General features: G+C 73.1%; 19 protein-coding genes. 9 read left to right on the forward strand and 10 right to left on the reverse strand.

All coding sequences use genetic code 11. The features are described 5' to 3' along the window. Positions 1 to 915: an oxygenase MpaB family protein gene (locus ACIGFK_RS14910; RefSeq protein WP_376654994.1), complete on the forward strand. Its 915-nt coding sequence runs from the start codon at positions 1 to 3 to the stop codon at positions 913 to 915. Here the strand turns inward: ACIGFK_RS14910 and ACIGFK_RS14915 are convergent. Further along, positions 900 to 1,508: a class I SAM-dependent methyltransferase gene (locus ACIGFK_RS14915; protein WP_376654995.1), complete on the reverse strand. Its 609-nt coding sequence runs from the start codon at positions 1,506 to 1,508 to the stop codon at positions 900 to 902. The genes ACIGFK_RS14910 and ACIGFK_RS14915 overlap by 16 nt on opposite strands. Positions 1,509 to 1,667: 159 nt before the next feature. Here ACIGFK_RS14915 and ACIGFK_RS14920 point away from each other — a divergent pair, with 159 nt between their 5' ends. From ACIGFK_RS14920 to ACIGFK_RS14940, 5 genes are all read left to right on the forward strand, one after another. Beyond that, a complete protein-coding gene (locus tag ACIGFK_RS14920; protein ID WP_400052011.1) occupies positions 1,668 to 2,453 on the forward strand; it encodes an MHYT domain-containing protein in 786 nt (261 codons plus the stop codon). 85 nt (positions 2,454 to 2,538) lie between these two features. Then, positions 2,539 to 5,109 carry a nitrate- and nitrite sensing domain-containing protein gene (locus ACIGFK_RS14925; protein ID WP_376654997.1) on the forward strand — a complete coding sequence of 857 codons (2,571 nt, stop codon included), beginning with the start codon at positions 2,539 to 2,541 and terminating at the stop codon, positions 5,107 to 5,109. Next, positions 5,109 to 5,552, forward strand: a complete 444-nt coding sequence (locus ACIGFK_RS14930) for a roadblock/LC7 domain-containing protein (RefSeq protein WP_376654998.1) — start codon at positions 5,109 to 5,111, stop codon at positions 5,550 to 5,552. Before ACIGFK_RS14925 ends, ACIGFK_RS14930 begins: the two co-directional genes overlap by 1 nt. Positions 5,553 to 5,569: 17 nt before the next feature. After that, positions 5,570 to 5,959, forward strand: a complete 390-nt coding sequence (locus tag ACIGFK_RS14935) for a DUF742 domain-containing protein (RefSeq protein WP_376654999.1) — start codon at positions 5,570 to 5,572, stop codon at positions 5,957 to 5,959. Continuing rightward, positions 5,959 to 6,618: an ATP/GTP-binding protein gene (locus ACIGFK_RS14940; protein WP_376655000.1), complete on the forward strand. Its 660-nt coding sequence runs from the start codon at positions 5,959 to 5,961 to the stop codon at positions 6,616 to 6,618. The genes ACIGFK_RS14935 and ACIGFK_RS14940 overlap by 1 nt, the downstream gene beginning before the upstream one ends. A gap of 88 nt (positions 6,619 to 6,706) precedes the next feature. On the opposite strand, the gene ACIGFK_RS14945 is transcribed toward ACIGFK_RS14940, so the two are convergent. Further along, on the reverse strand, positions 6,707 to 7,144 hold the full coding sequence (locus ACIGFK_RS14945; protein WP_386467035.1) for a PPOX class F420-dependent oxidoreductase: 438 nt from the start codon (positions 7,142 to 7,144) through the stop codon (positions 6,707 to 6,709). A 106-nt stretch (positions 7,145 to 7,250) separates the two neighbouring features. Here ACIGFK_RS14945 and ACIGFK_RS14950 point away from each other — a divergent pair, with 106 nt between their 5' ends. Continuing rightward, positions 7,251 to 7,649, forward strand: coding sequence for a roadblock/LC7 domain-containing protein (locus tag ACIGFK_RS14950; protein ID WP_376655002.1), 399 nt, complete (start codon positions 7,251 to 7,253; stop codon positions 7,647 to 7,649). Positions 7,650 to 7,741: 92 nt separating this feature from the next. Next, complete coding sequence (locus ACIGFK_RS14955; RefSeq protein ID WP_400052015.1) at positions 7,742 to 8,602, forward strand: DUF6397 family protein; 861 nt, start codon at positions 7,742 to 7,744, stop codon at positions 8,600 to 8,602. Here ACIGFK_RS14955 and ACIGFK_RS14960 read toward each other — a convergent pair. Genes ACIGFK_RS14960 through ACIGFK_RS14970 form a run of 3 tightly spaced genes read right to left on the reverse strand, consistent with a single transcriptional unit; the run spans position 8,566 to position 12,498 of the window. Beyond that, a complete protein-coding gene (locus ACIGFK_RS14960) occupies positions 8,566 to 8,967 on the reverse strand; it encodes a YchJ family protein (protein WP_376655004.1) in 402 nt (133 codons plus the stop codon). The two genes, ACIGFK_RS14955 and ACIGFK_RS14960, sit on opposite strands and share 37 nt — an antisense overlap. Before the next feature lie 8 nt (positions 8,968 to 8,975). Next, the gene (locus tag ACIGFK_RS14965; protein WP_376655005.1) at positions 8,976 to 9,866 is read right to left on the reverse strand and encodes an acyl-CoA thioesterase; all 891 of its coding nucleotides are present in this window, start codon (positions 9,864 to 9,866) and stop codon (positions 8,976 to 8,978) included. Between the two features lie 49 nt (positions 9,867 to 9,915). Next, on the reverse strand, positions 9,916 to 12,498 hold the full coding sequence (locus tag ACIGFK_RS14970; protein WP_376655006.1) for a DEAD/DEAH box helicase: 2,583 nt from the start codon (positions 12,496 to 12,498) through the stop codon (positions 9,916 to 9,918). A gap of 84 nt (positions 12,499 to 12,582) precedes the next feature. Here ACIGFK_RS14970 and ACIGFK_RS14975 point away from each other — a divergent pair, with 84 nt between their 5' ends. After that, a complete protein-coding gene (locus tag ACIGFK_RS14975; RefSeq protein ID WP_376655007.1) occupies positions 12,583 to 13,374 on the forward strand; it encodes a metal-dependent hydrolase in 792 nt (263 codons plus the stop codon). A 77-nt stretch (positions 13,375 to 13,451) separates the two neighbouring features. On the opposite strand, the gene helR is transcribed toward ACIGFK_RS14975, so the two are convergent. The 5 genes from helR to ACIGFK_RS15000 form a co-directional block, all read right to left on the reverse strand. Then, a complete protein-coding gene (gene helR / locus ACIGFK_RS14980) occupies positions 13,452 to 15,611 on the reverse strand; it encodes an RNA polymerase recycling motor ATPase HelR (protein WP_400052019.1) in 2,160 nt (719 codons plus the stop codon). A 168-nt stretch (positions 15,612 to 15,779) separates the two neighbouring features. Next, complete coding sequence (locus ACIGFK_RS14985; RefSeq protein WP_376655009.1) at positions 15,780 to 17,561, reverse strand: ABC transporter ATP-binding protein; 1,782 nt, start codon at positions 17,559 to 17,561, stop codon at positions 15,780 to 15,782. Then, positions 17,558 to 19,396: an ABC transporter transmembrane domain-containing protein gene (locus ACIGFK_RS14990; RefSeq protein WP_376655010.1), complete on the reverse strand. Its 1,839-nt coding sequence runs from the start codon at positions 19,394 to 19,396 to the stop codon at positions 17,558 to 17,560. The genes ACIGFK_RS14985 and ACIGFK_RS14990 overlap by 4 nt, the downstream gene beginning before the upstream one ends. A gap of 160 nt (positions 19,397 to 19,556) precedes the next feature. Continuing rightward, positions 19,557 to 22,493 (reverse strand): FAD-binding and (Fe-S)-binding domain-containing protein, encoded by a 2,937-nt coding sequence (locus tag ACIGFK_RS14995; protein WP_386467046.1) that lies wholly within the window; start codon positions 22,491 to 22,493, stop codon positions 19,557 to 19,559. Positions 22,494 to 22,512: 19 nt separating this feature from the next. After that, on the reverse strand, positions 22,513 to 22,965 hold the full coding sequence (locus ACIGFK_RS15000) for a MarR family winged helix-turn-helix transcriptional regulator (RefSeq protein WP_376655012.1): 453 nt from the start codon (positions 22,963 to 22,965) through the stop codon (positions 22,513 to 22,515). Positions 22,966 to 22,995: the final 30 nt, after the last annotated feature.

Here is a 22,995-nt window from a genome sequence, read left to right on the forward strand (position 1 = left end):
GTGCAGCGTTACGACCGGCTGAGGGAGATCCTCCGGCTCGACCCAGACAAGGACTTCCTCGCCATCTACCGGCTCACCGCCACCTACGAGTTCCCCTGGGACTACACCCGGGCCCTCGAGCTCGCCCTCTTCCGGACCTACGCCGTCCCGTCCATCGGCGGCCTGCTGGCCGAGACCGCCGAGTTCACCGACCGTACGCAGAAACGCTACGACGACACCGCGCTGCTCCTCGACGCGGTCGTCGAGCACGGCTTCGAGAGCGACACCGCCCGCACCGCGATCCGCCGCGTCAACCAGATGCACCGCAGCTACGACATCTCCGACGAGGACATGCGCTACGTGCTGTGCACGTTCGTGGTGATCCCGGCGCGCTGGCTTGACGCGTACGGCTGGCGCCCGCTGACCCACCACGAGCGGCGCGCGTCGGCGAACTACTACGCCACCCTCGGCCGACACCTGGGCATCCCGGACATCCCGGGCTCCTTCGAGGAGTTCGAGACCACCCTGAACGCGTACGAAGAGGCCCATTTCGGCTGGGACGAGGGTGGCCGCAAGGTCGCCGACGCCACCCTCGACCTGATGGCCTCCTGGTACCCGGCCCCGCTCGCCCCGGCCGTGCGCCGCGGCAGCCTCGCCCTCCTCGACGAGCCGCTGCTCACCGCGTTCCGCTACGCGCGCCCGCACCCCCGGATCGAGCGCCTGGTGCGCGGCGCGCTGCGGCTGCGCGGGCGCGCGGTGCGGCTGCTGCCCCCGCGCACTGCCCCGCACTACGCCCGGCAGAACCCGGAGATCAAGGGCTACCCCGACGGCTACGACGTCGGCGAGCTCGGCACGTTCCCGGTGCACGGCGCGAGCGGCTGCCCGGTCCCGCACCCCCGCCGGCCCGCGGGGGCCGATGCTCAGCCGCCTTCGTGACGGCGTACGGCCACGACCAGGAAGCGTGCGTCCTCGTCGGCGTACGAGGTCACGTCCCAGCCCGAACCGGCCAGCAGCGGGCGCAGGTTGTGCTCCGCCCGCAGGTCGTCCGGGGTGAGTTCACGGCCGTGGCGCGCGGCGAGGGCGGCCCGCCCGATCGGGTGGAACAGTGCGAGCCGGCCGCCGGGGCGGACCACCCGGGCCAGTTCGCGCAGGTTCGCCGCCGGTTCGGGCAGGTGGGCGATCAGCCCGGCGGCGAACACCGCGTCGAGCGCCCCGTCGCGCAGCGGCAGCCGGGCCACGTCGGCGAGCAGGAGGGTGCCCTCGGCGGCCCGTCCGGCCCGCTGCGCGGCGGTCAGCATCTGCGGGGTGAGGTCCACGCCCAGTACCGTCCCGGCGGGCCCGACGGCGGCCCGTAGAGCGGTCAGCGCCCGGCCGGTGCCGCAGCCCGCGTCGAGCACGCGGTCCCCGGGCCGCAGCCCGAACTCGGCGACGGCGGCCCGGAACGCGGGCCCGTCCTCGGGGAACTTGCGGTCCCAGCCGGCGGCGCGCGCCCCGAAGAATTCCCGGACGTGCGTGTGGTCTTCGCTCATGCGCCCATGATCCCCCACCGGGCACCCCTGCGGTGCGTGCGCAAGCTGGTGCGTGGCGTGATCGGAGATGAACGTATCTCTGTCATATTCCAGCAGTTCCAGCTGCTTTCGAAATGCGCCCCTTGTTCGTGGGGTCACCCGCACTAGCGTCCCGTGGCCATGGGACACCTGGACCACGCAGCCTATGGCTGGCTGACACCCGTGCTGTCATACGTGATGGCCTCGATCGGCGCCGCCCTCGGGCTGCGCTGCACCGTCCGCGCGCTCGCCGCGACCGGATCCTCCCGCCGCAACTGGCTCCTCACCGCGGCCTCCGCCATCGGCACCGGCATCTGGACGATGCACTTCGTCGCGATGCTCGGCTTCGACGTCACCGGCACCGAGATCCACTACGACGTGCCGCTCACCATCCTCAGCCTGCTCGTGGCCGTACTCGTCGTCGGCGCCGGGGTCTTCGCCGTCGGCTACGGAAAGGAACGCGGCCGCTCCCTCGTGCTCGGCGGCCTCACCACCGGCCTCGGCGTCGCCAGCATGCACTACCTGGGCATGGCTGCCCTGCGCCTGCACGGCCACGTCTCGTACAAGCCGCTCGTCGTCGGCCTCTCCGTCGTCATCGCCGTGGTCGCGGCCACCGCCGCCCTGTGGGCCGCGCTCAACATCAAGTCACCGCTCGCCGTCGCGGGCGCCTCGCTCGTCATGGGCGCCGCGGTCAGCAGCATGCACTACACCGGAATGATGGCCGTCGGCGTCGCCGTCAGTCCCTCGGACACGGCCCTGCCCGGCGCCACGGCCATGCAGTTCATCTTCCCGCTGGCCGTCGGACTCGGCTCGTACCTCTTCATCACCGCCGCCTTCGTCGCCCTCTCCCCGACCGCGGACGAGCGGGCCGCCTCCGCATCCGCCTCCGCCCAGCCCGTCCCGCACCCCGTGCCGACCGCCCGCTGAGCCGCCGGCGCGCACGCCACGCCGGCCCGCCCCCCGCCCGCCCCGCACATCCGCACCCCTAGGCACCGCCCGGAACGAGGAGCCCATGCGCAGACCCCGCAGACACCCGGAAGCAGCTGCGCAGCGCCCGCCCGCGCCCCCGGCCCGCGGCCGCCGGGCCCACGCCGGGCCGCCCGCCGAGGAACCGGCAGAACCCGAGCCCCACCAGCCCCTCCCCGACGCCCCGCGCGCGCCCGGCTCCCGGCTGCGGCCCGCGACCGTCCGCGCGAAGATCGTCTCCCTGCTGATGGTCCCCGTCGTCTCGCTCCTCGCGCTCTGGGGCTTCGCCACCGTCAGCACCGCCCAGGACATGGCCCGCCTGGGCCTCGCCCACCGTGTCGACACCCAGATACGCACCCCCGTCGCAGCCGCCGTCACCGAGCTCCAGGCCGAGCGGCGCACCGCGGTCCGGCTCCTCGCCGATCCCGCCGCCGACCCGGGTGCCGCCCTGGACCCGCAGGTCCGCCGCACCGAGTCCGCCGTCCGGCGGCTGCGCCTCGGAGACCGGCACACCGTCGCCGACTCCGGCGGATACCGCGCCGACATCACGATCCGACTGGGCGCGTTCGTGGCCGCGGCCGAGGCGCTGGGAACGGCCCGCAAGGACATCGTCGCCCGCAGGGCCACCCCCGAAGCGGCCTACGAGACCTACACCGCGGTGGTCGACGCGGCCCTCGCCGTGAGCGGAGCCCTGAGCGGCGGCCGGGACGCCGAACTCGGCCCGGACGCACGGGTCCTGCTCGAATTCGCCCGCGCCGGGGAAATGCTCTCCCGCGAGGACGCGCTGCTCGCCGTACCGGGCCCGCGGACCGCCGAAACGCTTCGCCGGCTGACCGGCGCCATCGAATCCCGCCGGGCCCTCACCGCCGCGACGGTGGAGGACCTCCCCGATGAGCAGCGGGCCGCCTGGCAGTCCGTGGCCAAGAGCTCCCTCTACGCCGACCTCACCGCCGCCGAGGACCGGGCCCTGGCCGCCGGCACCACCCGCGACAGCCGCACCGTGCCCGCGGGCTGGGAAGCGGCCCAGGCGGGCGTCGGCGGCTCGATGCGGGAGATCCAGGAGGCGGCGCACACCGCTGCCGCCGCCACGTCCGACCCGCTCACCGAGGGCGCGCTCAGCCCCGCCGGAGCCGCCGTGGTCCTGGGCCTGGCCGCCGTCGCCGCCTCGCTCGTCATCTCCGTCCGCATCGGCCGCGCCCTGGTCGTGGAACTCGTCTCGCTGCGCAACACCGCCCTCGAGATCGCCCGCCGCAAGCTCCCGCAGGCGATGGAGCGGCTCCGCGCGGGCGAGGAGATCGACGTCGTGGCCGAGGCCCCGGCCGGACCACCGGCCGACGACGAGATCACCCAGGTCGGCGAGGCCCTCGCCACCGTCCACCGGGCCGCGCTCAGCGCCGCCGTCGAACGCGCCGAGCTCGCCAGCGGCGTCTCCGGGGTCTTCGTCAACCTCGCCCGCCGCAGCCAGGTCCTCGTGCACAAGCAGCTCACCCTGCTCGACTCGATGGAACGCCGCGCCGACGACCCGAACGAACTCGGCGACCTGTTCCGCCTCGACCACCTGACCACCCGGATGAGGCGGCACGCGGAGAGCCTGATCATCCTGTCGGGCGCCGCCCCGGGCCGGGCCTGGCGGCTGCCGGTTCCCCTCACGAACGTCGTCCGGGCCGCCGTCTCCGAGATCGAGGACTACCCGCGCATCGAGGTCCGCCGGCTCGCCGAGGCCGCCGTCGTCGGCGGCGCCGTGGCCGACCTCACCCACCTGCTCGCCGAACTCATCGAGAACGCCGCCCAGTTCTCCCCTCCCCACACCAAGGTCCGGGTCAGCGGCGAGCCCGTCGGAGCCGGCTACGTCCTGGAGATCGAGGACCGCGGGCTCGGCATGGGACGCGAATCCCTGAGCGACGCCAACCGGCGCATCGAGCAGTCCGAGGCCCTCGACCTCTTCGACAGCGACCGGCTCGGCCTCTTCGTGGTCAGCCGCCTCTCCGCCCGCCACGGGGTCAAGGTGCACCTGCGCACGTCGCCGTACGGCGGCACCACCGCCGTGGTCCTCCTGCCGAACTCGATGCTCCAGGGCGCGATCACGGCCGGCACCTCCGAGACCGACCGGGCACCCGCCCCGGAGCCCCCGGCCCACACCCGCAACCGCACCAGGAACCAGGCGCCGGCCGCTGCCCCGGCCGCCCCCCGGCCGAAGGCGGTCCCGGGGCCGGAGCGGCCGCCCGCCGTGACCGTCGTACGGGAGGAGCCGCGCGGCATCCCGGCCCCGGACCGGACCCCCGCACCGCAGGAACCCGGCCCGGCCCCCGTGGCCCCGCTGCGGCCGCGCACCACCGGGGGCGTCGTCACCCGTACGGCGCCGGCCGCACCGGCACCGGCACCAGTACCGGCCCCGGCTTGGGTCACGGAGCTGCCGCGCCGGGTGCGCCAGGCCAGCCTCGTCCCCCAGCTGCGCGAGGCCCCGGCCCCCGAGGCCCCGGCCGGAGCACGCCTCCCCGAGGACCCGCCGGGCCGCAGCCCGGAGCAGGCCCGGGACCGGATGGCGGCGTACCGGGCCGGCTGGGTCCGCGGCGTCCAGGACAACTCCCCCCACGCAGGCAGCGAAGGAGAAGTGTGATGATCGAACATCAGCGGATCGGCCTCGACGGCGGCCGCAGGTCCGGCGAACTGGACTGGCTGCTGGACGACCTGGTCGTCCGGGTCCGCGAGGTCCGGCACGCCGTGGTCCTCTCCAACGACGGGCTGGCCGTGGGCGCCTCCAGCGCGCTGAGCCGGGAGGACGCGGAGCACCTGGCCGCCGTGGCGTCCGGCTTCCACAGCCTGGCCAAGGGTGCGGGCCGGCACTTCCACGCCGGGGGCGTGCGCCAGACGATGGTCGAGATGGACGCGGGGTTCCTCTTCGTGGCGGCCGCGGGCGACGGTTCCTGCCTGGCGGTGCTCAGCGGCGCCGGCGCCGACATCGGCCTCATCGCGTACGAGATGGCCCGCCTGGTGAAGCGGGTCGGCGAACACCTTTACACCCCGCCCCGGTTCGCGGCGCGGCCGCCGGCCGCGGGCTGAGGGCGGCGGTCCGGCACATGAACGGCCAGTGGTACGACGCCGACGCGGGCCCGCTCGTCCGCCCGTACGCCATGACCGGGGGGCGCACCAAGCCGGGGCCCCACGGGGTCCGGTTCGACCTGATAGCCCTGGTCGTCATGGACACCGACGGCGCCGCGGCCACCGACGCGGAGGCCGAGTCGCTGCTCGGCCCCGAACACCGGGCCCTCCTCGGACTCTGCCGGTCCGAGACCCAGTCGGTGGCGGAGCTCGCGGCCGACGCCGACCTGCCCGTGGGGGTGGTGCGGGTGCTCCTGGGCGATCTGCTGGAGGGCGGCCACGTCAAGGTCAGCAGGCCGGTACCGCCCGCACAACTGCCGGACGAGCGGATTCTGCGTGAAGTCATCGAGGGATTGAGAGCGCTGTGATGGGACAACACGACAACGGGCTGCCGGGAGCGGGCTCGGCACCGGCCGCGGACCCGGGGGAGGATCCCGAACTGGCCGCGCTGGCGCTGAAGATCCTCGTCGCGGGCGGTTTCGGGGTCGGCAAGACCACTCTGGTGGGCGCGGTGAGCGAGATCCGTCCGCTGCGGACGGAGGAACTGCTGAGCGAGGCGGGCGAACTGGTCGACGACACGGGCGGAGTGGACCAGAAGACGACGACGACCGTGGCCATGGACTTCGGGCGGATCACCATCCGTTCGGGGCTGTCCCTGTACCTGTTCGGCACCCCGGGCCAGGACCGGTTCTGGTTCCTGTGGGACGAGCTGTCACAGGGCGCGCTCGGCGCGGTGGTGCTCGCCGACACGAGGCGGCTGGAGGACTGCTTCCCGGCGGTGGACTACTTCGAGCACCGGCGCATCCCCTTCGTCGTGGCGGTCAACTGCTTCACGGACGCCCGGCGTTACGGGGCGCACGAGGTCTCGCGGGCGCTGGACCTGGAGCAGGGGACACCGGTGGTGCTGTGCGACGCGCGGGACAAGGACTCGGGGAAGGAAGTGCTGATCAGGCTGGTCGAGTACGCCGGGCGGGTGCACACCGCCCGGCTGCTGGACTCGGTGGAGCCGCAGGCCGATTCGGTGTGACCCGGCCGGCAGGTGGGTGGGCTGGTGGGTGGGGTGGGCTGTCGGTCGGTGGGTCCGTCCGGTCGGCGGGCTTGCGGCAGGGCCCGCGTCAGTCGGCGATTCCGGCCGTGGCGATCACCTTGTCGATCCGGACGCGGACGAGGAGCTCGCTCGGGACGGCGTTGCGGCGGCCGAAGGCGGCGGCCCGCTCCTCGCCCATGTAGCGTGCGCCGATCCTGGTCGCCCAGGTGAGCATGGAGTCCGGGTCGTCGTCGTACTCGCTGATCTCGGCGCGGCCCTGGAGCACGACGTAGGAGAACGGCGGCCGGTCGTCGTCCACGCAGAGCGCGACCCGGCCGTCACGGGCGAGGTTGCGCCCCTTGACGGTGTCCTTGCCCGTGTTGAAGACGAAGGAGTCGCCGTCGAGCACGAACCAGATGGGAGCGACGTGCGGACTTCCGTCCGCGCGGACGGTGGAGAGCTTGCCGGTGCGAGTGGAGTGGCTGACGAATGCACGCCATTCCTCTTGAGTCATCTTCTTCGCCATGAGCACATCCTCCTTGCCGGAAAGGCGCTGGTGGGGAAGGCTTGCGGGACGACCATGCGGGGTGGGGCGCGGCCACGTCGGCCGCGTCGACGGGGAGGGGCTGGGAATGGCACTGGACAAGCAGCTGGATTGGCTGCTGGACGACCTGACGCGCCGGGTCCAGCAGGTGCGGCACGCGGTGGTTCTCTCCAACGACGGGCTGGTGACGGGCGCGAGCGCCGGGCTGGCGCGGGAGGACGGGGAGCACCTGGCGGCCGTGGCGGCCGGGCTGCAGAGCCTGGCGAAGGGATCCGGACGGCACTTCCGGGCCGGTGAGGTCCGCCAGACGATGGTCGAGTACGACGAGGGGGTCCTCTTCGTGATGGCGGCCGGCGCGGGCAGCTCCCTGTGCGTGCTGAGCGCGGCCGAGGCGGACATCGGCCAGGTCGCGTACGAGATGACGCTGCTGGTCAACCGGGTGGGCGAGCACCTGGGAGTCGCGGAGCGGCGTATCACCGGCGGCTGAGGTCCCGGAGTTGTCCACAGGCCCGGCGCGATGTCGTCGCACCGAGTTACGGTCTTCACACAGAGTAATCGCTGCTCGTGGGGGAGACCGTGATGATGCAGAGGGAGACGACGGCGGCGCCGGCCGTGGCGTCGCAGGCCGGGCCGGGGCGGGATGCAGCGGTGCCCGCGGCCGCGGACGTACTGGTGGGGAGTGCGCGGGCCGCCGGTGAACTGGGGCTCAGCCGGAGCGAGTTCGCCAGGGCCGTCCAGCTGGGGATCGTGCGCGCCGGGCCGCCGGCGCGCAGCGGCGCGGCACGCTTCGCGCGGGCCGAGCTGGACCGGGTCAGGTCGGCCGAGTGCCCGCCGGGCGAAGCCGGGGCGGACGCGCTGCGCGGGCGCGTCGAGACCGTGGCCGGAGCGGCGGCCGCCGCGCGGGCGCTGGGCGTCGGCCCGAGCCGGTTCACCCGGCTCGCTCGCTGCGGGCACCTCACCCCGGTCGGCTACCGCATCAACCGCTACCGGGCCGTTGTGTGGCTCTATCTGGCCGCGGAGCTGCGGGAGTTCGCGGCCCGGGACCCGGCCGTGCTGCGGGGGAGCGCACCCCCGGGGGACCGGGAGCTGATGGCGGCGAAGGCGGATCTGCGCCCCCGCAGGTGGCGGGGGCGGCACGTCGGGCTGCTGCTGAGACGGACGGCCGACCCGTGGGCGCGCGCCGCGGTCCTGGCGGCCGTGCTCCCGGAGGGCGAGCTGCGGGCCGCCGTGCCCGACCGGGCGGAGCGGATCGTACTGGCCGCCCTCGCCCCGCCACCGCCGTACGGGCACCCGCAGGTGCCCGCGGCCGCTGCGGTGGCCTCGCGGCTGCTGAAGGCGGATCAGCCGGAGGAGATCCACTGGTACTGCACCAGTCTGGGGTTCGCCCTCACCGGGGCGCGCGGTCAGTCGAACGCGACGGGGGAGAGGGGGCCGACGTAGACCCAGGCCCCCTCCTCGCGGGCGAACGCGCTGTGCTCGTGCAGCGAGCCCCTGTGCCGGCCCTCCCGGTAGTGGGCACGGAACTCCACCGAGCCCTCCGTCTCGAACATCCCGCCGCGCTCGGTCGCCAGGATCTCCAGCCGCTCCCAGCGCTGCCCGGGATCCAGATCGAGGTCGGACGGGCGGGTCGAGCTGTGCCAGGAGCGCATCAGGTAGGCGGTGTCACCGACCGCAAAGGCGCTGAAGCGGGAACGCATCAGCCGCTCGGCGGTGGGGGCCTGCTGAGCCCCGGAGTGGAAGCGGCCGCAGCAGTCCGGGTAGGCGGCGGGCAGCCCGCAGGGGCAGGGGAGGGCCGGGGTGGGCATGGGCGTGCTCAGTTCTTCGGGGAGGTGCTCGGGGCGGGATAGGGGCGGAAGAGGCCTTCCTGGACCACGGAGACCAGCAGCCTGCCCTCCAGGTCGTAGATGCGGCCGCGGGCCAGGCCCCGGCCGCCGTGCGCGATGGGCGACTCCTGGTCGTACAGGAACCACTCGTCCGTACGGAACGGCCGGTGGAACCACATGGCGTGGTCCAGGCTCGCCATGTCGAACCCGCGCATCCCCCACAGCGGTTCCACCGGGATGCGCACGGCATCGAGGAGGGTCATGTCACTGGCGTAGGTGAGGGCGCAGGTGTGCACGAGCGGGTCGTCGCCCAGGGGGCCGACGGCGCGCATCCACACCGCGCTGCGGGGATCGGCTCCCTTGAGCTCCTCGGGGGTCCAGCGGAGCCGGTTGACGTACCGGATGTCGAAGGGCTGACGGCGGGCCATCCGCTCCAGCGCCTCCGGCAGTTCCCCGAGGTGCTCGCGGATCTCGTCCGCGACCTTCGGGAGCGTGTCCGGGTGGGGGTAGTGGTGAGGAGGCAGCTGGTGCTCGATGCCGCCCTCCTCCGGACGATGGAAGGAGGCGGTGAGATTGAAGATCGTCTTGCCCTGCTGGACCGCGGTGACCCGGCGCGTGGTGAAGGACCGCCCGTCGCGCACCCGCTCCACCTGGTACACGATCGGCACCCCGGGGATGCCGGGGCGCAGGAAGTACGAGTGCAGCGAGTGGACGGGCCGGGCGCTTTCGACGGTGCGGCCCGCGGCCACCAGCGCCTGGCCGGCGACCTGCCCGCCGAAGACGCGCTGGAGCGACTCCTGGGGGCTGGCGCCGCGGAAGATGTTGACCTCGATCTGCTCCAGATCGAGCAGGTCGACCAGTCTCTCGGCGGGGTTCGTCATCAGAGGATCTCCACGGTCGGTGGCGGGGACGTCGGGACGCGGGTGGCGGTCAGAGCGCGCCGAGCTCGCCCACCGAGGTGACCCGGATGACGGCCCGGCCCTCCTCGTCGGAAGCCGCGAGGTCGACCTCGGCACTGATGCCCCAGCCATGGTCCCCGTTGGGGTCGGCGAAGGTCTGCCGGACGCGCCACAGGCCGTGCGCCGGGTCCTCCTCGATCTGCAGCAGCTTCGGGCCGCGCGCGTCGGGACCGGTGCCCAGGTCGTCGTACTCGTCCCAGTACCCGTCCATCGCGTCGGCCCAGGCGTCGGCGTCCCAGCCGGCGTCGGCGTCCAGCTCGCCCAGCACGTTGACGTGGTCCAGGGCGGCCAGCTCCACCCGGCGGAACATGGCGTTGCGCACCAGGACGCGGAAGGCGCGCGCGTTGGCGGTGACCGGCTTGACCTGGTCGGCCTTCTCCTGGGCCTGCTCCGCCGTCTCCACCTCCGGGTTCGCCAGCTGCTCCCACTCGTCCAGCAGGCTGGAGTCGACCTGGCGGACCAGTTCGCCGAGCCATTCGATCAGGTCCTGCAGGTCCTCGGACTTGAGGTCGTCCGGGATGGTGTGGTCCAGCGCCTTGAACGCGCTCGCCAGATAGCGCAGCACGATGCCCTCGGTGCGGGCCAGCTCGTAGTACGAGGTGAACTCCGTGAACGTCATGGCGCGTTCGTACATGTCGCGGATGATCGACTTCGGGGAGACCGGGTGGTCGCGCACCCACGGGTGGCTCTTGGAGTACACGTCGTAGGCGTGGACCAGCAGCTCTTCGAGGGGCTTGGGATAGGTGACCTCCTGGAGCCGCTCCATCCGCTCCTCGTACTCGATCCCGTCGGCCTTCATCGCGCCCACGGCCATGCCGCGTTCCTTGTTCTGCTGGGCGGCCAGGATCTGGCGCGGATCGTCCAGCGTGGACTCCACGACCGACACCATGTCCAGGGCGTAGGAGGGGGATTCGGGGTCCAGCAGGTCGAAGGAGGCCAGTGCGAAGGTGGACAGCGGCTGGTTGAGCGCGAAGTCCTGCTGGAGGTCGACGGTGAGGCGGATCGTGCGCCCCTCCGCGTCCGGGGTGTCGAGCTTCTCGACCACGCCGCCGTCCAGCAGCGAGCGGTAGATCGCGATGGCCCGGCGGATGTGCCGCAGCTGGGCCTTGCGCGGCTCGTGGTTGTCCTCCAGGAGGTGGCGCATCGCCTGGAAGGCGTCGCCCGGCCGGGCGATGACCGACAGGAGCATGATGTTGGTGACCTTGAAGCGCGAGGTCAGCGGCTCCGGGTCGGCCGCGATCAGCTTCTCGAAGGTGGTGTCCGACCAGGCCACGAAGCCCTCCGGGGCCTTCTTGCGGACCACCTTGCGGCGCTTCTTCGGGTCGTCGCCCGCCTTCGCGAGGGCCTTCTCGTTTTCGATGACGTGCTCGGGCGCCTGCGCGACCACATAGCCCGCCGTGTCGAACCCGGCCCGGCCGGCGCGGCCGGCGATCTGGTGGAACTCGCGGGCGCGCAGCGTGCGGACGCGGTTGCCGTCGTACTTGGTGAGCGCCGTGAAGAGCACCGTGCGGATCGGGACGTTGACGCCGACGCCGAGGGTGTCGGTGCCGCAGATCACCTTCAGCAGGCCGGCCTGCGCCAGCTTCTCCACCAGGCGCCGGTACTTGGGCAGCATGCCGGCGTGGTGCACGCCGATGCCGTGGCGGACGTAGCGGGAGAGGTTCTGGCCGAACTTCGTGGTGAAGCGGAAGTTGCCGATCAGCTCCTGGATCTTGTCCTTCTCCTCGCGGGTGCACATGTTGATGCTCATGAGCGACTGCGCCCGCTCGACCGCCTGGGCCTGGGTGAAGTGCACGATGTAGACGGGGGCCTGCCGGGTCTCCAGCAGCTCGGTGATCGTGTCGGTGATCGGCGTGGTGACGTACTCGTACGACAGCGGGACGGGCCGGGTCGCGGAGCGGACCACCGAGGTGGGCCGGCCGGTGCGCCGGGTCAGGTCCTCCTCGAACCGCTTCACGTCGCCGAGGGTCGCTGACATCAGGACGAACTGCGCCTGCGGCAGCTCCAGCAGCGGGATCTGCCAGGCCCAGCCGCGGTCCGGCTCGGCGTAGAAGTGGAACTCGTCCATCACGACCTGGCCGATGTCGGCGTACTTCCCGTCGCGCAGGGCGATGGAGGCCAGCACCTCGGCGGTGCAGCAGATCACCGGGGCGTCCGCGTTCACGGAGGCGTCGCCCGTCAGCATGCCGACGTTCTCGGTGCCGAAGAGCTTGCACAGGTCGAAGAACTTCTCCGACACCAGGGCCTTGATCGGCGCGGTGTAGAAGGTGACCTTGTCCTGGGCCAGCGCCGTGAAGTGCGCGCCGGCGGCCACGAGGCTCTTGCCGGAGCCCGTCGGAGTGGAAAGGATCACGTTCGCCCCGGAGACGACCTCGATCAGCGCCTCCTCCTGAGCCGGGTACAGGGTGATGCCCTGCTCCTCGGCCCACGAGGAGAAAGCCTCGAAGAGGGCGTCGGGGTCGGCGTTCGGCGGGAGCTGATCAATGAGGGTCACGCCCCCATCTTGCCTGGCTTCCGCCCGGATGAGGGAACCGGCGGACGGAACGAAGATCACCGACGGTACGCTGTGCCGTCGATGCGGCCCGAACGAACCAGTCGACAGGGCCCGAACACGACACCACCGGGGCGGGGAACGACCATGATGGGTCCGGCGCACTCACTGTCCGGGGCGGCTGCCTGGCTGGGGGTGGGCGCCGCGACCGCGGCCGCCGGGCACCCGATGCCCTGGCCCGTCCTCGTCGTCGGCGCACTGATCTGCGCCGGAGCCGCCCTCGCCCCCGACCTCGACCACAAGTCGGCGACGATCTCGCGCGCCTTCGGTCCGCTGTCCCGGGGCCTGTGCGAGGTGGTCGACAAGATCTCCTACGCCGTCTACAAGGCCACCCGCTCCAAGAAGGACGCCCGCCGCACCGGCGGCCACCGCACCCTGACGCACACCTGGCTCTGGGCCGTCCTGATAGGCGGCGGCGCCTCCGCCCTCGCCGTCACCGCCGACCGCTGGGGTGTGCTCGCCCTGCTCTTCGTCCACCTGGTCCTGGCCGTCGAAGGCCTGCTGTGGCGGGCCGCCCGGGTGTCCAGCGACGTCCTGGTCTGGCTGCTCGGCGCCACCAGCGCCTGGATCCTGGCCGGAGTCCTCGACCAGCCGGGCAACGGAGCGAACTGGCTGTTCACGGGACCGGGCCAGGAGTACCTCTGGCTCGGCCTGCCGATCGTGCTCGGCGCCCTGGTCCACGACATCGGCGACGCGCTGACCGTCTCCGGCTGCCCGGTCCTGTGGCCCCTCCCGATCGCCGGAAAGCGCTGGTACGCGCTGGGCCCGCCGAAGGGGATGCGCTTCCGGGCCGGCAGCTGGGTGGAGCTGAAGGTCCTGATGCCCGTGTTCGTCCTGCTGGGCGGCTTCGGCGGCGCCTCCGCCCTCGGATTCATCTGACCCCTCCTTCATCCGGCCCCGGCCCGGACGGCCGCAGCCGCCGTCCTGGTGCACGACGACGGCGGCGCCGACCGGTGTCAGGCGCTCGTGAGGATCACGAGCTGCCGGGTCGCCCGGGTCATCGCGACATAGCGGTCGACCGCTCCTTCGACGCCCCCGCCGAAGTCCTCCGGATCGACCAGGACGACCAGGTCGAACTCGAGCCCCTTCGACAGGCTCGGGGTCAGCGACCGGACCCGGGACGTCGCCCGGAATCCGGGAGCGCCGATGACACAGGCGACACCGTCGGCGTTCGCGGCGAGCCAGGTCTCGAGGACCGGTTCCAGCTCCGAGACGGGTCCGCGCACGACGGGCACGCCGCTGCTGCGCACGGAGGCCGGCACGTTCGCGTCCGGGAGCACGGCCCGGATGACCGGCTCGGCCTCCGCCATGACCTCCTCCGGCGTCCGGTAGTTGACGCTGAGCGAAGCCATCTCGATCCGGTCGAAGCCCACCCGCTCCAGCCGCTCCCGCCACGAATCAGTGAACCCGTGCCGCGCCTGGGCGCGGTCGCCGACGATGGTGAAGCTCCGCGACGGGCAGCGCAGCAGCAGCATCTGCCACTCCGCGTCGGTCAGTTCCTGTGCCTCGTCCACCACGATGTGCGCGAACGGGCCCGCGAGCAGGTCCCGGTCGATGCCGGGCATCGCGGACTCGTCGATCAGGCTGTCCTGCAGGTCCTTGCCGCGCAGCATCGTCACCGCGCCCTCACCGTCGGCGTCGGCTTCGAGCACCCTGTCGATGACGTCGGCCATGCGCGCGCGTTCGGCGGCGACAGCGGCTTCCTGGCGGCGCCTGCGCTTCGACGCCTCCGGGTCGCCCAGCCGCTGCCGGGCCGTGTCCAGGAGCGGCAGGTCGGACACCGTCCAGGCCTGGGGGTCGGCGCGCTGGAGCTTCGTCACCTCGTCGGGGCCGAGCCAGGGGGCGCACTTGCGCAGGTAGGCGGGTACGGACCACAGGTCCCCGACGAGGTCGGCGGCCTCCAGCATCGGCCACGCCTTGTCGAGGGCGGCGACCAGCTCCCGGTTCTGCCGCAGGGACCTCCGGAACAACTGGGGCGAGATGTCGTCCTCGGCGTCGTGCTTGTCCAGCAGGATCGCGACCAGCTCCTCGAAGATCGCGTCGCGGGCCTCGTTGTGCGGGGTGCCCGGTTCCGGCGCGTCGAACGCGGCGGCCCAGTCGTCGGCGCTCAGCCAGACGTCGGCCCAGTGGGTCTCGACCGTCATCCCCTTGGCGGGCGGCTCCTCGTAGATGCCGACGGCCGGCTCGATCGCCCGCACCATGTCAGCGGACGACTTCAGCCGGGCCACCTCCGGGTCGCTCTCGACCGTGGCCGCGGCTCCCTCGTCGACGAGGTCCCGCACCAGGCAGGTCTGCACGCCCTCCTCGCCGAGGCTGGGCAGCACGTCGGCGACGTAGTCCAGGTAGGGGCGGTGCGGACCGACGAACAGCACGCCGCCCCGGCGGTGTCCGAGCCGGGGGTCGGAGTAGAGGAGGTGCGCGGTGCGGTGCAGCGCCACGACCGTCTTGCCCGTGCCCGGGCCGCCGTCCACCACCAGGGCGCCGCGGGATCCCGCCCGGATGATGGCGTCCTGGTCGGCCTGGATGGTGCCGAGCACGTCGCGCATCCGGGACGAGCGGTTGCCGCCCAGGCTGGCGATGAAGGCGGACTGGTCGTCGAGGGCGGCGTGCCCCTCGAGTCCCTCGGCGGTGAACACCTCGTCCCAGTAGTCGGTGATCCGGCTGCGGGTCCAGCGGTACCTGCGACGGCTCGCCAGGCCCATCGGGTCGGCATGGGTCGCGGCGAAGAACGGCTCGGCCGCCGGCGAGCGCCAGTCCAGCAGCAGCCGCCGGCCCGTGCTGTCGGTCAGGCCGAGCCGTCCGATGTAAACGGGCTCGCCGCCGTCCGCGCCGACGATGCGCCCGAGGCACAGGTCCAGCCCGAACCGGCGCAGGGTCCGCAGGCGGCCGGTCAGCCGGTGGATCTCCGTGTCGCGGTCCATCGCCTCCCGGCCGGCGCCGCCGGGAGCCCTGCGCGCCGCATCGAGCCGCTCGGACACCTCGGACATCGACTGCTCCAGGCTCTCGGCGATGGCCGCGAAGTGCTGCTCGTCGCCGTCGGTCAGCATCGGGTCGGCCTTGGGGGAGAGGTGGTCGGGAAGGTCGAACGCGCTGGTGGCCGAGGTCGAAACTCGCACTGGGTGGGTCCCCCGTTTTTCGCAGGATCTGGTCTGAGCCGCCGATTCTGCGTCATGATCAGGGCCTTGCCGCAAGCCCCCCACTGCGCTATAAGTTGAGAGTGGCGAGGAGTCGGCACGTCCCGAACTCCCCCTCCCCACCTCCCTCATCAGCTGCTGCGCAGCGGGTCACCCGTGCCAGGACCGCCAGAGCGCCGCATACGCGCCGTCGGCCGCAACCAGCTCCTCGTGGGAGCCGAGTTCGCTGATCCGGCCGCCCTCCACCACCGCGATCACGTCCGCATCGTGGGCCGTGTGCAGCCGGTGGGCGATGGCGATGACCGTACGGCCGTCCAGCACCCGGGCCAGCGACCGCTCCAAGTGCCGTGCCGCACGCGGATCCAGCAGTGAGGTCGCCTCGTCCAGCACCAGCGTGTGCGGGTCCGCCAGCACCAGCCGGGCCAGCGCGATCTGCTGGGCCTGGGCCGGAGTCAGCGCAGTGCCGCCCGAGCCGACCTCGGTGTCCAGACCGGCCTCGAGAGCCCGCGCCCAGCCGTCCGCGTCGACCGCGCCCAGCGCCGCCCACAACTCGGCGTCCCCGGCCCCCGCCCGTGCCAGGCGCAGGTTGTCGCGCAGCGAGCCGACGAACACGTGGTGCTCCTGGTTGACCAGTGCCACGTGCTCGCGCACCCGCTCCGCAGGCATCCGGGCCAGCCGTGCCCCGCCGAGCGTGACCTCGCCGGTCCGCGGCGCGTAGATGCCCGCCAGCAGCCGCCCCAGGGTGGACTTGCCCGCGCCCGAGGGCCCGACGAGTGCCATCCGGGTGCCCGGCGGCACGGTCATCGACACCTGGTGCAGGACGTCCACGCCCTCCCGGTAGCCGAAGCGGACCGCGTCCGCCCGTACGTCCCGGCCCTCGGGCGCCACCTTCGCGTCCCCCGCGTCCGGCTCGATCTCCCGCACGCCCACCAGGCGGCCCAGCGACACCTGCGCCACCTGGAGTTCGTCGTACCAGCGCAGGATGAGACCGATGGGGTCGACCATCATCTGCGCCAGCAGCGCCCCCGTGGTCAGCTGCCCCACCGACATCCAGCCCCGCAGCACGCAGTAGCCGCCGATCATCAGCACCGAGCCGAGGATCGTCACGAAGGTGACGTTGACGACGGGGAACAGCACCGTCCGCAGGAACAGCGTGTACCGCTCCCACGCGACCCACTGCGAGATCCGCCGCTCCGACCGGGCGATCCGCGCCGGCCCGAGCCGGTGCGCCTCGACCGTACGGCCGGCGTCCACGGTCTCCGTCAGCGCCGCGGCCACCGCCGCGTACCCGGCCGCCTCGGAGCGGTACGCCGAAGGCGCCCGCCTGAAGTACCAGCGGCAGCCGATCACCAGCACCGGCAGCGCCACGAGCGCGGCCAGGGCCAGCGGCGGCGCGGTCACCGTGAGCGCCCCGAACAGCAGCGACACCCACACCACGCCGATGGCCAGCTGCGGCACGGCCTCCCGCATCGCATTGGCCAGCCGGTCGATGTCCGTGGTGATCCGCGACAGCAGGTCACCGGTACCGGCCCGCTCCAGCACGCCCGGCGGCAGCCCCACCGACCGCACCAGGAAGTCCTCGCGCAGATCGGCCAGCATCTCCTCGCCGAGCATCGCCCCGCGCAGCCGTACCAGCCGGACGAAGAACGTCTGCACGGCGAGCGCCAGCGCGAACAGCAGTGCCACGCGGCCCAGATGGAGCTCCCGTGCCCCCGCCGCGAGATCGTCCACGACGCGGCCCAGCAGGTACGGGCCGGCCATGGAGGCGATCACCGCGACCGCGTTGACGCCGACCAGCGCCAGGAAGGCCCGCCGGTGGCGCCGGAACAGGCCGCGCACATAGCCCCGTACGGTCGCCGGCGTGCCCACGGGCAGCGTCGCGGCCGTCTCGGGGGCCGCCGGATCGTACTCCGGCGGCGCCACGCCGATCATGCAGATTCCTCGATTTCCGTGAGTGCTTCTTCCAGATCCGTCAGGTGGAGCCCGGCGAGCCGCTGCTCCTCCTCCGTCTCTCGGGTGACGACCGCCCGGTAGCGCGGTTCGACGGCCAGCAGTCCGCGATGGCTGCCGACCCCCGCCACCTTGCCTCCGTCGATCAGGACCACCTGGTCGGCGCGGTCCAGCAGCAGCGGCGAGGACGCCAGTACCACCGTGGTCCGCCCGTCCCGCAGGGCGGCGATCCCGTCCGCGATCCGTGCCTCGGTGTGCGAGTCCACCGCCGAGGTCGGCTCGTCGAGGACCAGCACCTCCGGGTCGGTCACCAGGGACCGGGCCAGCGCGAGGCGCTGGCGCTGGCCGCCGGACAGCGACCGGCCGCGCTCGGTGATCCGCGCGTCCATCGGGTCGTCGACCCCGTCCGGCGCGGACTGCAGCAGCGCGTCCAGGACGTCCGCGCACTGGGCGGCCGCCAGCGCTTCGCCGGAGTCCACCGTCCCGGAAGCCGGTACGTCGAACAGCTCCCGCAGCGTCCCGGACAGCAGCACCGGATCCTTGTCCTGGACGAGGACCAGCCGCCGCGCGTCGTCCAGTGCGAGCTCGTCCAGCGCGACCCCGCCCAGCAGCACCGACGGCGCGGCGGCAGCCTCGGCCCCCTCGGCCGCCGCATGGCCGCCGAGGCGTTCGGCGAGCCGGCCCGCCAGGTCCGGGTCCCCGCACACCACGGCGGTGAAGCAGCCCGCGGGGGCCAGCAGCCCCGTCTGCGGGTCGTACAAGGCCCCGCCCGGAGCCGGCGGCTGCGGCGTCGCGGCGCCCGGGGGGCGCTCGGCTTCGTCGTGCCGGGTCAGCGAGAGCACCCGGGCGGCCCGTTTGGCGGAGGGACGCGAGAAGGAGTACGCCATGGCGATCTCCTCGAAGTGCCGCAGCGGGTACAGCATCGTCGCCACCGCGCTGAACGCCGCGACGAGTTCACCGACCGCGATGCGTCCCTCCAGGACGAGCGCGGAGCCGTACCAGACCACCGTGATCAGCAGCGCCCCCGGCAGCAGCACCTGGATCGCGGAGATCAGCGCCCACATCCGGGCACTGCGCACGGCGGCCTTGCGGACCTCCTGCGAGGCCTCGCGGTAGCGGCCGAGGAAGAGTTCCTCACCGCCGATGCCGCGCAGCACGCGCAGACCCGCGACCGTGTCGGAGGCCAGCTCGGTGGCCTTGCCCGCCTTCTCCCGCTGGATGTCGGCGCGTTGGGTGGCGCGCGGCAGCAGCGGGAGCGCGGCCAGGGCGACCAGGGGAATGCCGATCGCGACGACCACGCCCAGATCGGGTGCGTAGAACAGCAGGCCGACGCAGACCAGGACGATGGAGAAGACGGCCGCCAGGAAACGGGACACCGCCTCGACGAACCAGCCGATCTTCTCCACGTCACCGGTGGAGACCGCGACCACCTCGCCCGCCGCGACCCGCCGGGTCAGGGCGGAGCCGAGCTCGGCGGTCTTGCGCGCGAGCAGCTGCTGCACGCGGGCGGCGGCGGTGATCCAGTTGGTGACGGCCGCGCGGTGGAGCATGGCGTCGCCCAGTGCGATGGCGATGCCGATCAGGACGAGGAGGCCGCCGACGAGCAGGAGCCGCCCCGAGTCGCGCTCCACGACCGCGTCGACGCCCAGGCCCACCGCGTACGGCAGCCCGGCGACGCCCGAGAAGTGGAGCATGCCCCAGGCCAGGCTCTTGAACTGGCCACCGAGCTGACCTCGGCCCAGCCACAGCAGGAAACGGGGGCCGGAGCGAGCGTCGGGTACCCCGGGATCCGGATACGGAAGATCGCTGATCTGCATGACGCCCCATGGCTGGTCGAAGGGTCGAAGCCGTGCAAGGTTCGCCCTCCGGATCCGCGCCGGGCAATCGATTTTCCGTGGACCGCGTCCTCCCGCGAAGAGGTTTGCGGGCATGGGTGGCCGCGTAGCGCCTGGTCATACGGGTCGCGCACACCGGCGCTCACGGCCGGGTCGCGCGCTCCAGTTCGAGCAGGGCCGAGTAGTATCCGCGGCCCGTGGCCCGGTCCATGCCCACCTCGCACATCCGGTTCGCCGACAGGTGCGCGTCGAAGTCCCGCGCCGTCACCTCCGCGGCCTCGCGCGCCGTCGCCGAGGCCGTCAGCTCGGGGTGCAGCATGCCCCGGTCGCCCGCGAAGGCGCAGCAGCCCGCGTCCTGCGGGACCACCACCTCGTCCGCGCACGCCCCGGCCACCGCCCGCAGCTGCGCCTCGTCACCCAAGTGCCGCATCGAGCAGGTGGGGTGCAGTACCGCCGAGCCCACCGTGCGCCGGATCTCCAGGTGCGGCAGCAGCTCTTCCGCCGCCCACACCACCGAGTCGACGATCCGCAGCGCGGCGTGCAGCTCCCGGTTGTCCCCGGTCAGGAAGGGGACCACCTCGTGCGCGATGCCCAGGGTGCAGGAGGAGGCGTCGACGACCAGGGGCAGCCGGCCCCCGGCCGTCCACCCCCAGGCGGCCTCCACGATCCGGTTGGCCATCACCCTGTTGCCCGATGCGTAGCCCTTGGAGTGCCAGATGGTCGCGCAGCAGGTGCCGCGGACGTCGCCGGGGATCCACACCGGCTTCCCGGCCCGCTCCGAGACCGCCACCACGGCCTCCGGCAGCGAGGGCCCGGGCCGGCCCTCCGGCCCGCCGAAGATCCGGTTGACGCAGGCCGGGTAGTACACGGCGCAGGCGCCCACCCGCCGGGTCGGGGGCAGCCTGCGGGCGGCGGCCCCCGGGATCTGCGGCAGCCACTGCGGTACCAGGTCCGGGCGTACGGCCTTGCGCGCGGCCCCGGTCACCGCCGAGAGGAGGCCGTCCCCGACCCGGTCGGGGATCCTGTCCGCGGCCGCCACGGCCAGCCGGGCAGCAGCCTCGACGGCCTTGAACCGGCGTGCCGCGAGCGCAGCCGCGGCCTCCTCGCGCGGGCCGTGCCGGCGGTGGCGGAAGTCCTTCATCAGCGCGCCGGTGTCGATGCCGACCGGGCAGGCGAGCCTGCAGGTGGAGTCCCCGGCACAGGTGTCCACGGCGTCGTAGCCGTAGGAGTCCAGCAGCCCGTCCAGTACGCGGGAGCCGGGCTGCTGGCGCGTCATCTCGCGGCGCAGCACGATCCGCTGGCGGGGAGTGGTCGTCAGGTCCCCGCTGGGGCAGGCCGGTTCGCAGAATCCGCACTCGATGCACGGGTCGGCGACCGCCTCCACGTGCGGGATGGTCTTCAGGCCGCGCAGATGGGCGCCCGGGTCGCGGTCGAGGAGGATGCGGGGGGCGAGCACCCCGTCCGGGTCGACGACCTGCTTGGTGCGCCACATCAGCTCGGTGGCCCGGGGGCCCCATTCCAGTTCCAGGAAGGGCGCCATGTTGCGGCCGGTGGAGTGCTCGGCCTTCAGGGAGCCGTCGAACCGCTCCACCGTGAGCCGGCAGAAGGCGTTCATGAAGGCCGCGTACCGCTCGACGTCCGCCGGATCGGAGGCGTCGAAGGCGAGCAGGAAGTGGAGGTTGCCGTGGGCGGCGTGGCCGGCGACGGCGGCGTCGAAGCCGTGCTCCGCCTGGAGTTCCAGCAGCACCTCGCACGCCTCGGCGAGCCGGGACGGCGGCACCGCGAAGTCCTCGGTGATCAGGGTGGTGCCGGAGGGGCGGGCCCCGCCGACGGCGGAGACGAAGGCCTTGCGGGCCTTCCAGTAGCCGTTGATCGTGTGCGGGTCCCGGGTGAAGGCGTTGGTGACCGAAGCCACCGGTGCCACCAGGCCGAGTCCGGCCACGACCTCCGCCGCACGCCGCTCGTACGCGGCGCGGCCCTCCTCGTCCGGTGCGCGGAACTCCACGAGCAGGGCGGTGGTGTCCTTGGGCAGCGCGGCCCAGTCGGCGGGCACGCCCTCGACGCTGACCGAGGCGCGCAGGGCGTTGCCGTCCATCAGCTCGACGGCGATGGCCCCCGCCTCGTTGAAGAGCGGCACGGCCGCGGCCGCCGCGGGCAGCGAGGGGAAGAACAGCAGGGCGGAGCAGAGCTCGCGGTCGAGCGGGAGGGTGTCGAAGACCACCTCGGAGATGAATCCCAGGGTGCCCTCCGATCCGACCGTCAGACCGCGCAGGATCTCCACGGGGGTGTTGCCGTCGAGGTACGCGTCGAGCCGGTAGCCGGTGGTGTTCTTGATCTCGTACTTGGCCCGGATCCGGGCGACGAGCGCGGGGTCGGCCTCGATCTCCTTCTTGATCTCCATCAGGCCGCGGCACAGGGCGGGTTCCGCCCGCGCCAACTCCTCGTCGGCCAGCGGGTCGGCCGTGTCCACGACGGTGCCGCCGGGCAGCACGAGGGTCAGGGAGGACAGCGTGCGGTAGGCGTTCCGCGTGGTGCCCGCCGTCATGCCGGACGCGTTGTTCGCGACGACCCCGCCGAGGGTGCATGCGATGGCGCTGGCCGGGTCCGGGCCGAGGATCCGGCCGTGCCGGGCGAGGGCGGCATTGGCCCGCATGACGGTCGTGCCGGGCCGGATCCGGGCCAGGCGGCCCCCGTCCAGCACCTCGATCCCGGCCCAGTGGCGGCGTACGTCCACCAGGATGTCTTCGCCCTGGGCCTGCCCGTTGAGGGACGTCCCGGCGGCGCGGAAGACCACCTCGCGCTGCCGGCCGTGGGCGTACGAGAGGACCGCGGAGACGTCGTCGAGGTCCTCGGCGATCACCACGACCTGGGGGACGAACCGGTAGGGGGAGGCGTCGGAGGCGTAGCGGACCAGGTCCGAGACCTTCCACAGCACCTTCTCGGCGCCCAGCAGCCCGATCAGCTCGGAGCGCAGCGGCTCCGGGGTGCCGCCCGCCCGGTGATCGGGCACCCGATCGGGGGAGGGGCCGCTGAGGCTGCGGGGGCGCACGGCCCCCGGCTTCGGTTCCAGCAGCGGCATGTGCGACCCCTCGCCTTGCTCAGCAGCGGCGCTCCGCCGGGGCGTCCGACAGCGCGTTGAGCAGACCGCCGAGGACCTCGCGCTGATCGGCGGTCAGTGGAGCAAGGATCTCCTCCGCCGCGTCGGTCCGCGCGTTGCGCAGACGGCGCAGCGTGGCGCGGCCGGTGTCGGTGAGCTCGATCCGGACGACGCGCCGGTTGGCGGGGTCGGGCGCGCGGCGCACGCACTCGGCCGCCTCAAGGCCGTCCACGAGCGTGGTGACCGCGCGGGGGACCACCTCCAGGCGCGCCGCGAGGTCCGCCATCCGGGGCGGCTGCTCGCCCTCGTAGTGCGAGACGAGGCGCAGCAGCCGACTCTGGGCGGGAGTGATCCCGAGCGGCTCCATGTGGCGCTTCTGGATCCGGTGGAGCCTTCGCGTGAGGCGGAGGAGCTGCTCGGCGAGGAGGCGGTCGGTGTCGGAGGCGGAGCTCATGCCGGGAAGAATATCAGGACCCCGCTCATT

The organism is Streptomyces sp. NPDC085524, from assembly GCF_044541755.1.
GTDB lineage: Bacteria > Actinomycetota > Actinomycetes > Streptomycetales > Streptomycetaceae > Streptomyces.

Coding starts and splice junctions, on each gene's coding strand:
- ACIGFK_RS14915 (WP_376654995.1), bottom strand. CDS start 1,508: ATGAGCGAAGACCACACGCACGTCCGGGAATTCTTCGGGGCGCGCGCC.
- ACIGFK_RS14920 (WP_400052011.1), top strand. CDS start 1,668: ATGGGACACCTGGACCACGCAGCCTATGGCTGGCTGACACCCGTGCTG.
- ACIGFK_RS14925 (WP_376654997.1), top strand. CDS start 2,539: ATGCGCAGACCCCGCAGACACCCGGAAGCAGCTGCGCAGCGCCCGCCC.
- ACIGFK_RS14930 (WP_376654998.1), top strand. CDS start 5,109: ATGATCGAACATCAGCGGATCGGCCTCGACGGCGGCCGCAGGTCCGGC.
- ACIGFK_RS14935 (WP_376654999.1), top strand. CDS start 5,570: ATGAACGGCCAGTGGTACGACGCCGACGCGGGCCCGCTCGTCCGCCCG.
- ACIGFK_RS14940 (WP_376655000.1), top strand. CDS start 5,959: ATGGGACAACACGACAACGGGCTGCCGGGAGCGGGCTCGGCACCGGCC.
- ACIGFK_RS14945 (WP_386467035.1), bottom strand. CDS start 7,144: ATGGCGAAGAAGATGACTCAAGAGGAATGGCGTGCATTCGTCAGCCAC.
- ACIGFK_RS14950 (WP_376655002.1), top strand. CDS start 7,251: ATGGCACTGGACAAGCAGCTGGATTGGCTGCTGGACGACCTGACGCGC.
- ACIGFK_RS14955 (WP_400052015.1), top strand. CDS start 7,742: ATGATGCAGAGGGAGACGACGGCGGCGCCGGCCGTGGCGTCGCAGGCC.
- ACIGFK_RS14960 (WP_376655004.1), bottom strand. CDS start 8,967: ATGCCCACCCCGGCCCTCCCCTGCCCCTGCGGGCTGCCCGCCGCCTAC.
- ACIGFK_RS14965 (WP_376655005.1), bottom strand. CDS start 9,866: ATGACGAACCCCGCCGAGAGACTGGTCGACCTGCTCGATCTGGAGCAG.
- ACIGFK_RS14975 (WP_376655007.1), top strand. CDS start 12,583: ATGATGGGTCCGGCGCACTCACTGTCCGGGGCGGCTGCCTGGCTGGGG.
- ACIGFK_RS14985 (WP_376655009.1), bottom strand. CDS start 17,561: ATGATCGGCGTGGCGCCGCCGGAGTACGATCCGGCGGCCCCCGAGACG.
- ACIGFK_RS14990 (WP_376655010.1), bottom strand. CDS start 19,396: ATGCAGATCAGCGATCTTCCGTATCCGGATCCCGGGGTACCCGACGCT.
- ACIGFK_RS14995 (WP_386467046.1), bottom strand. CDS start 22,493: ATGCCGCTGCTGGAACCGAAGCCGGGGGCCGTGCGCCCCCGCAGCCTC.
- ACIGFK_RS15000 (WP_376655012.1), bottom strand. CDS start 22,965: ATGAGCTCCGCCTCCGACACCGACCGCCTCCTCGCCGAGCAGCTCCTC.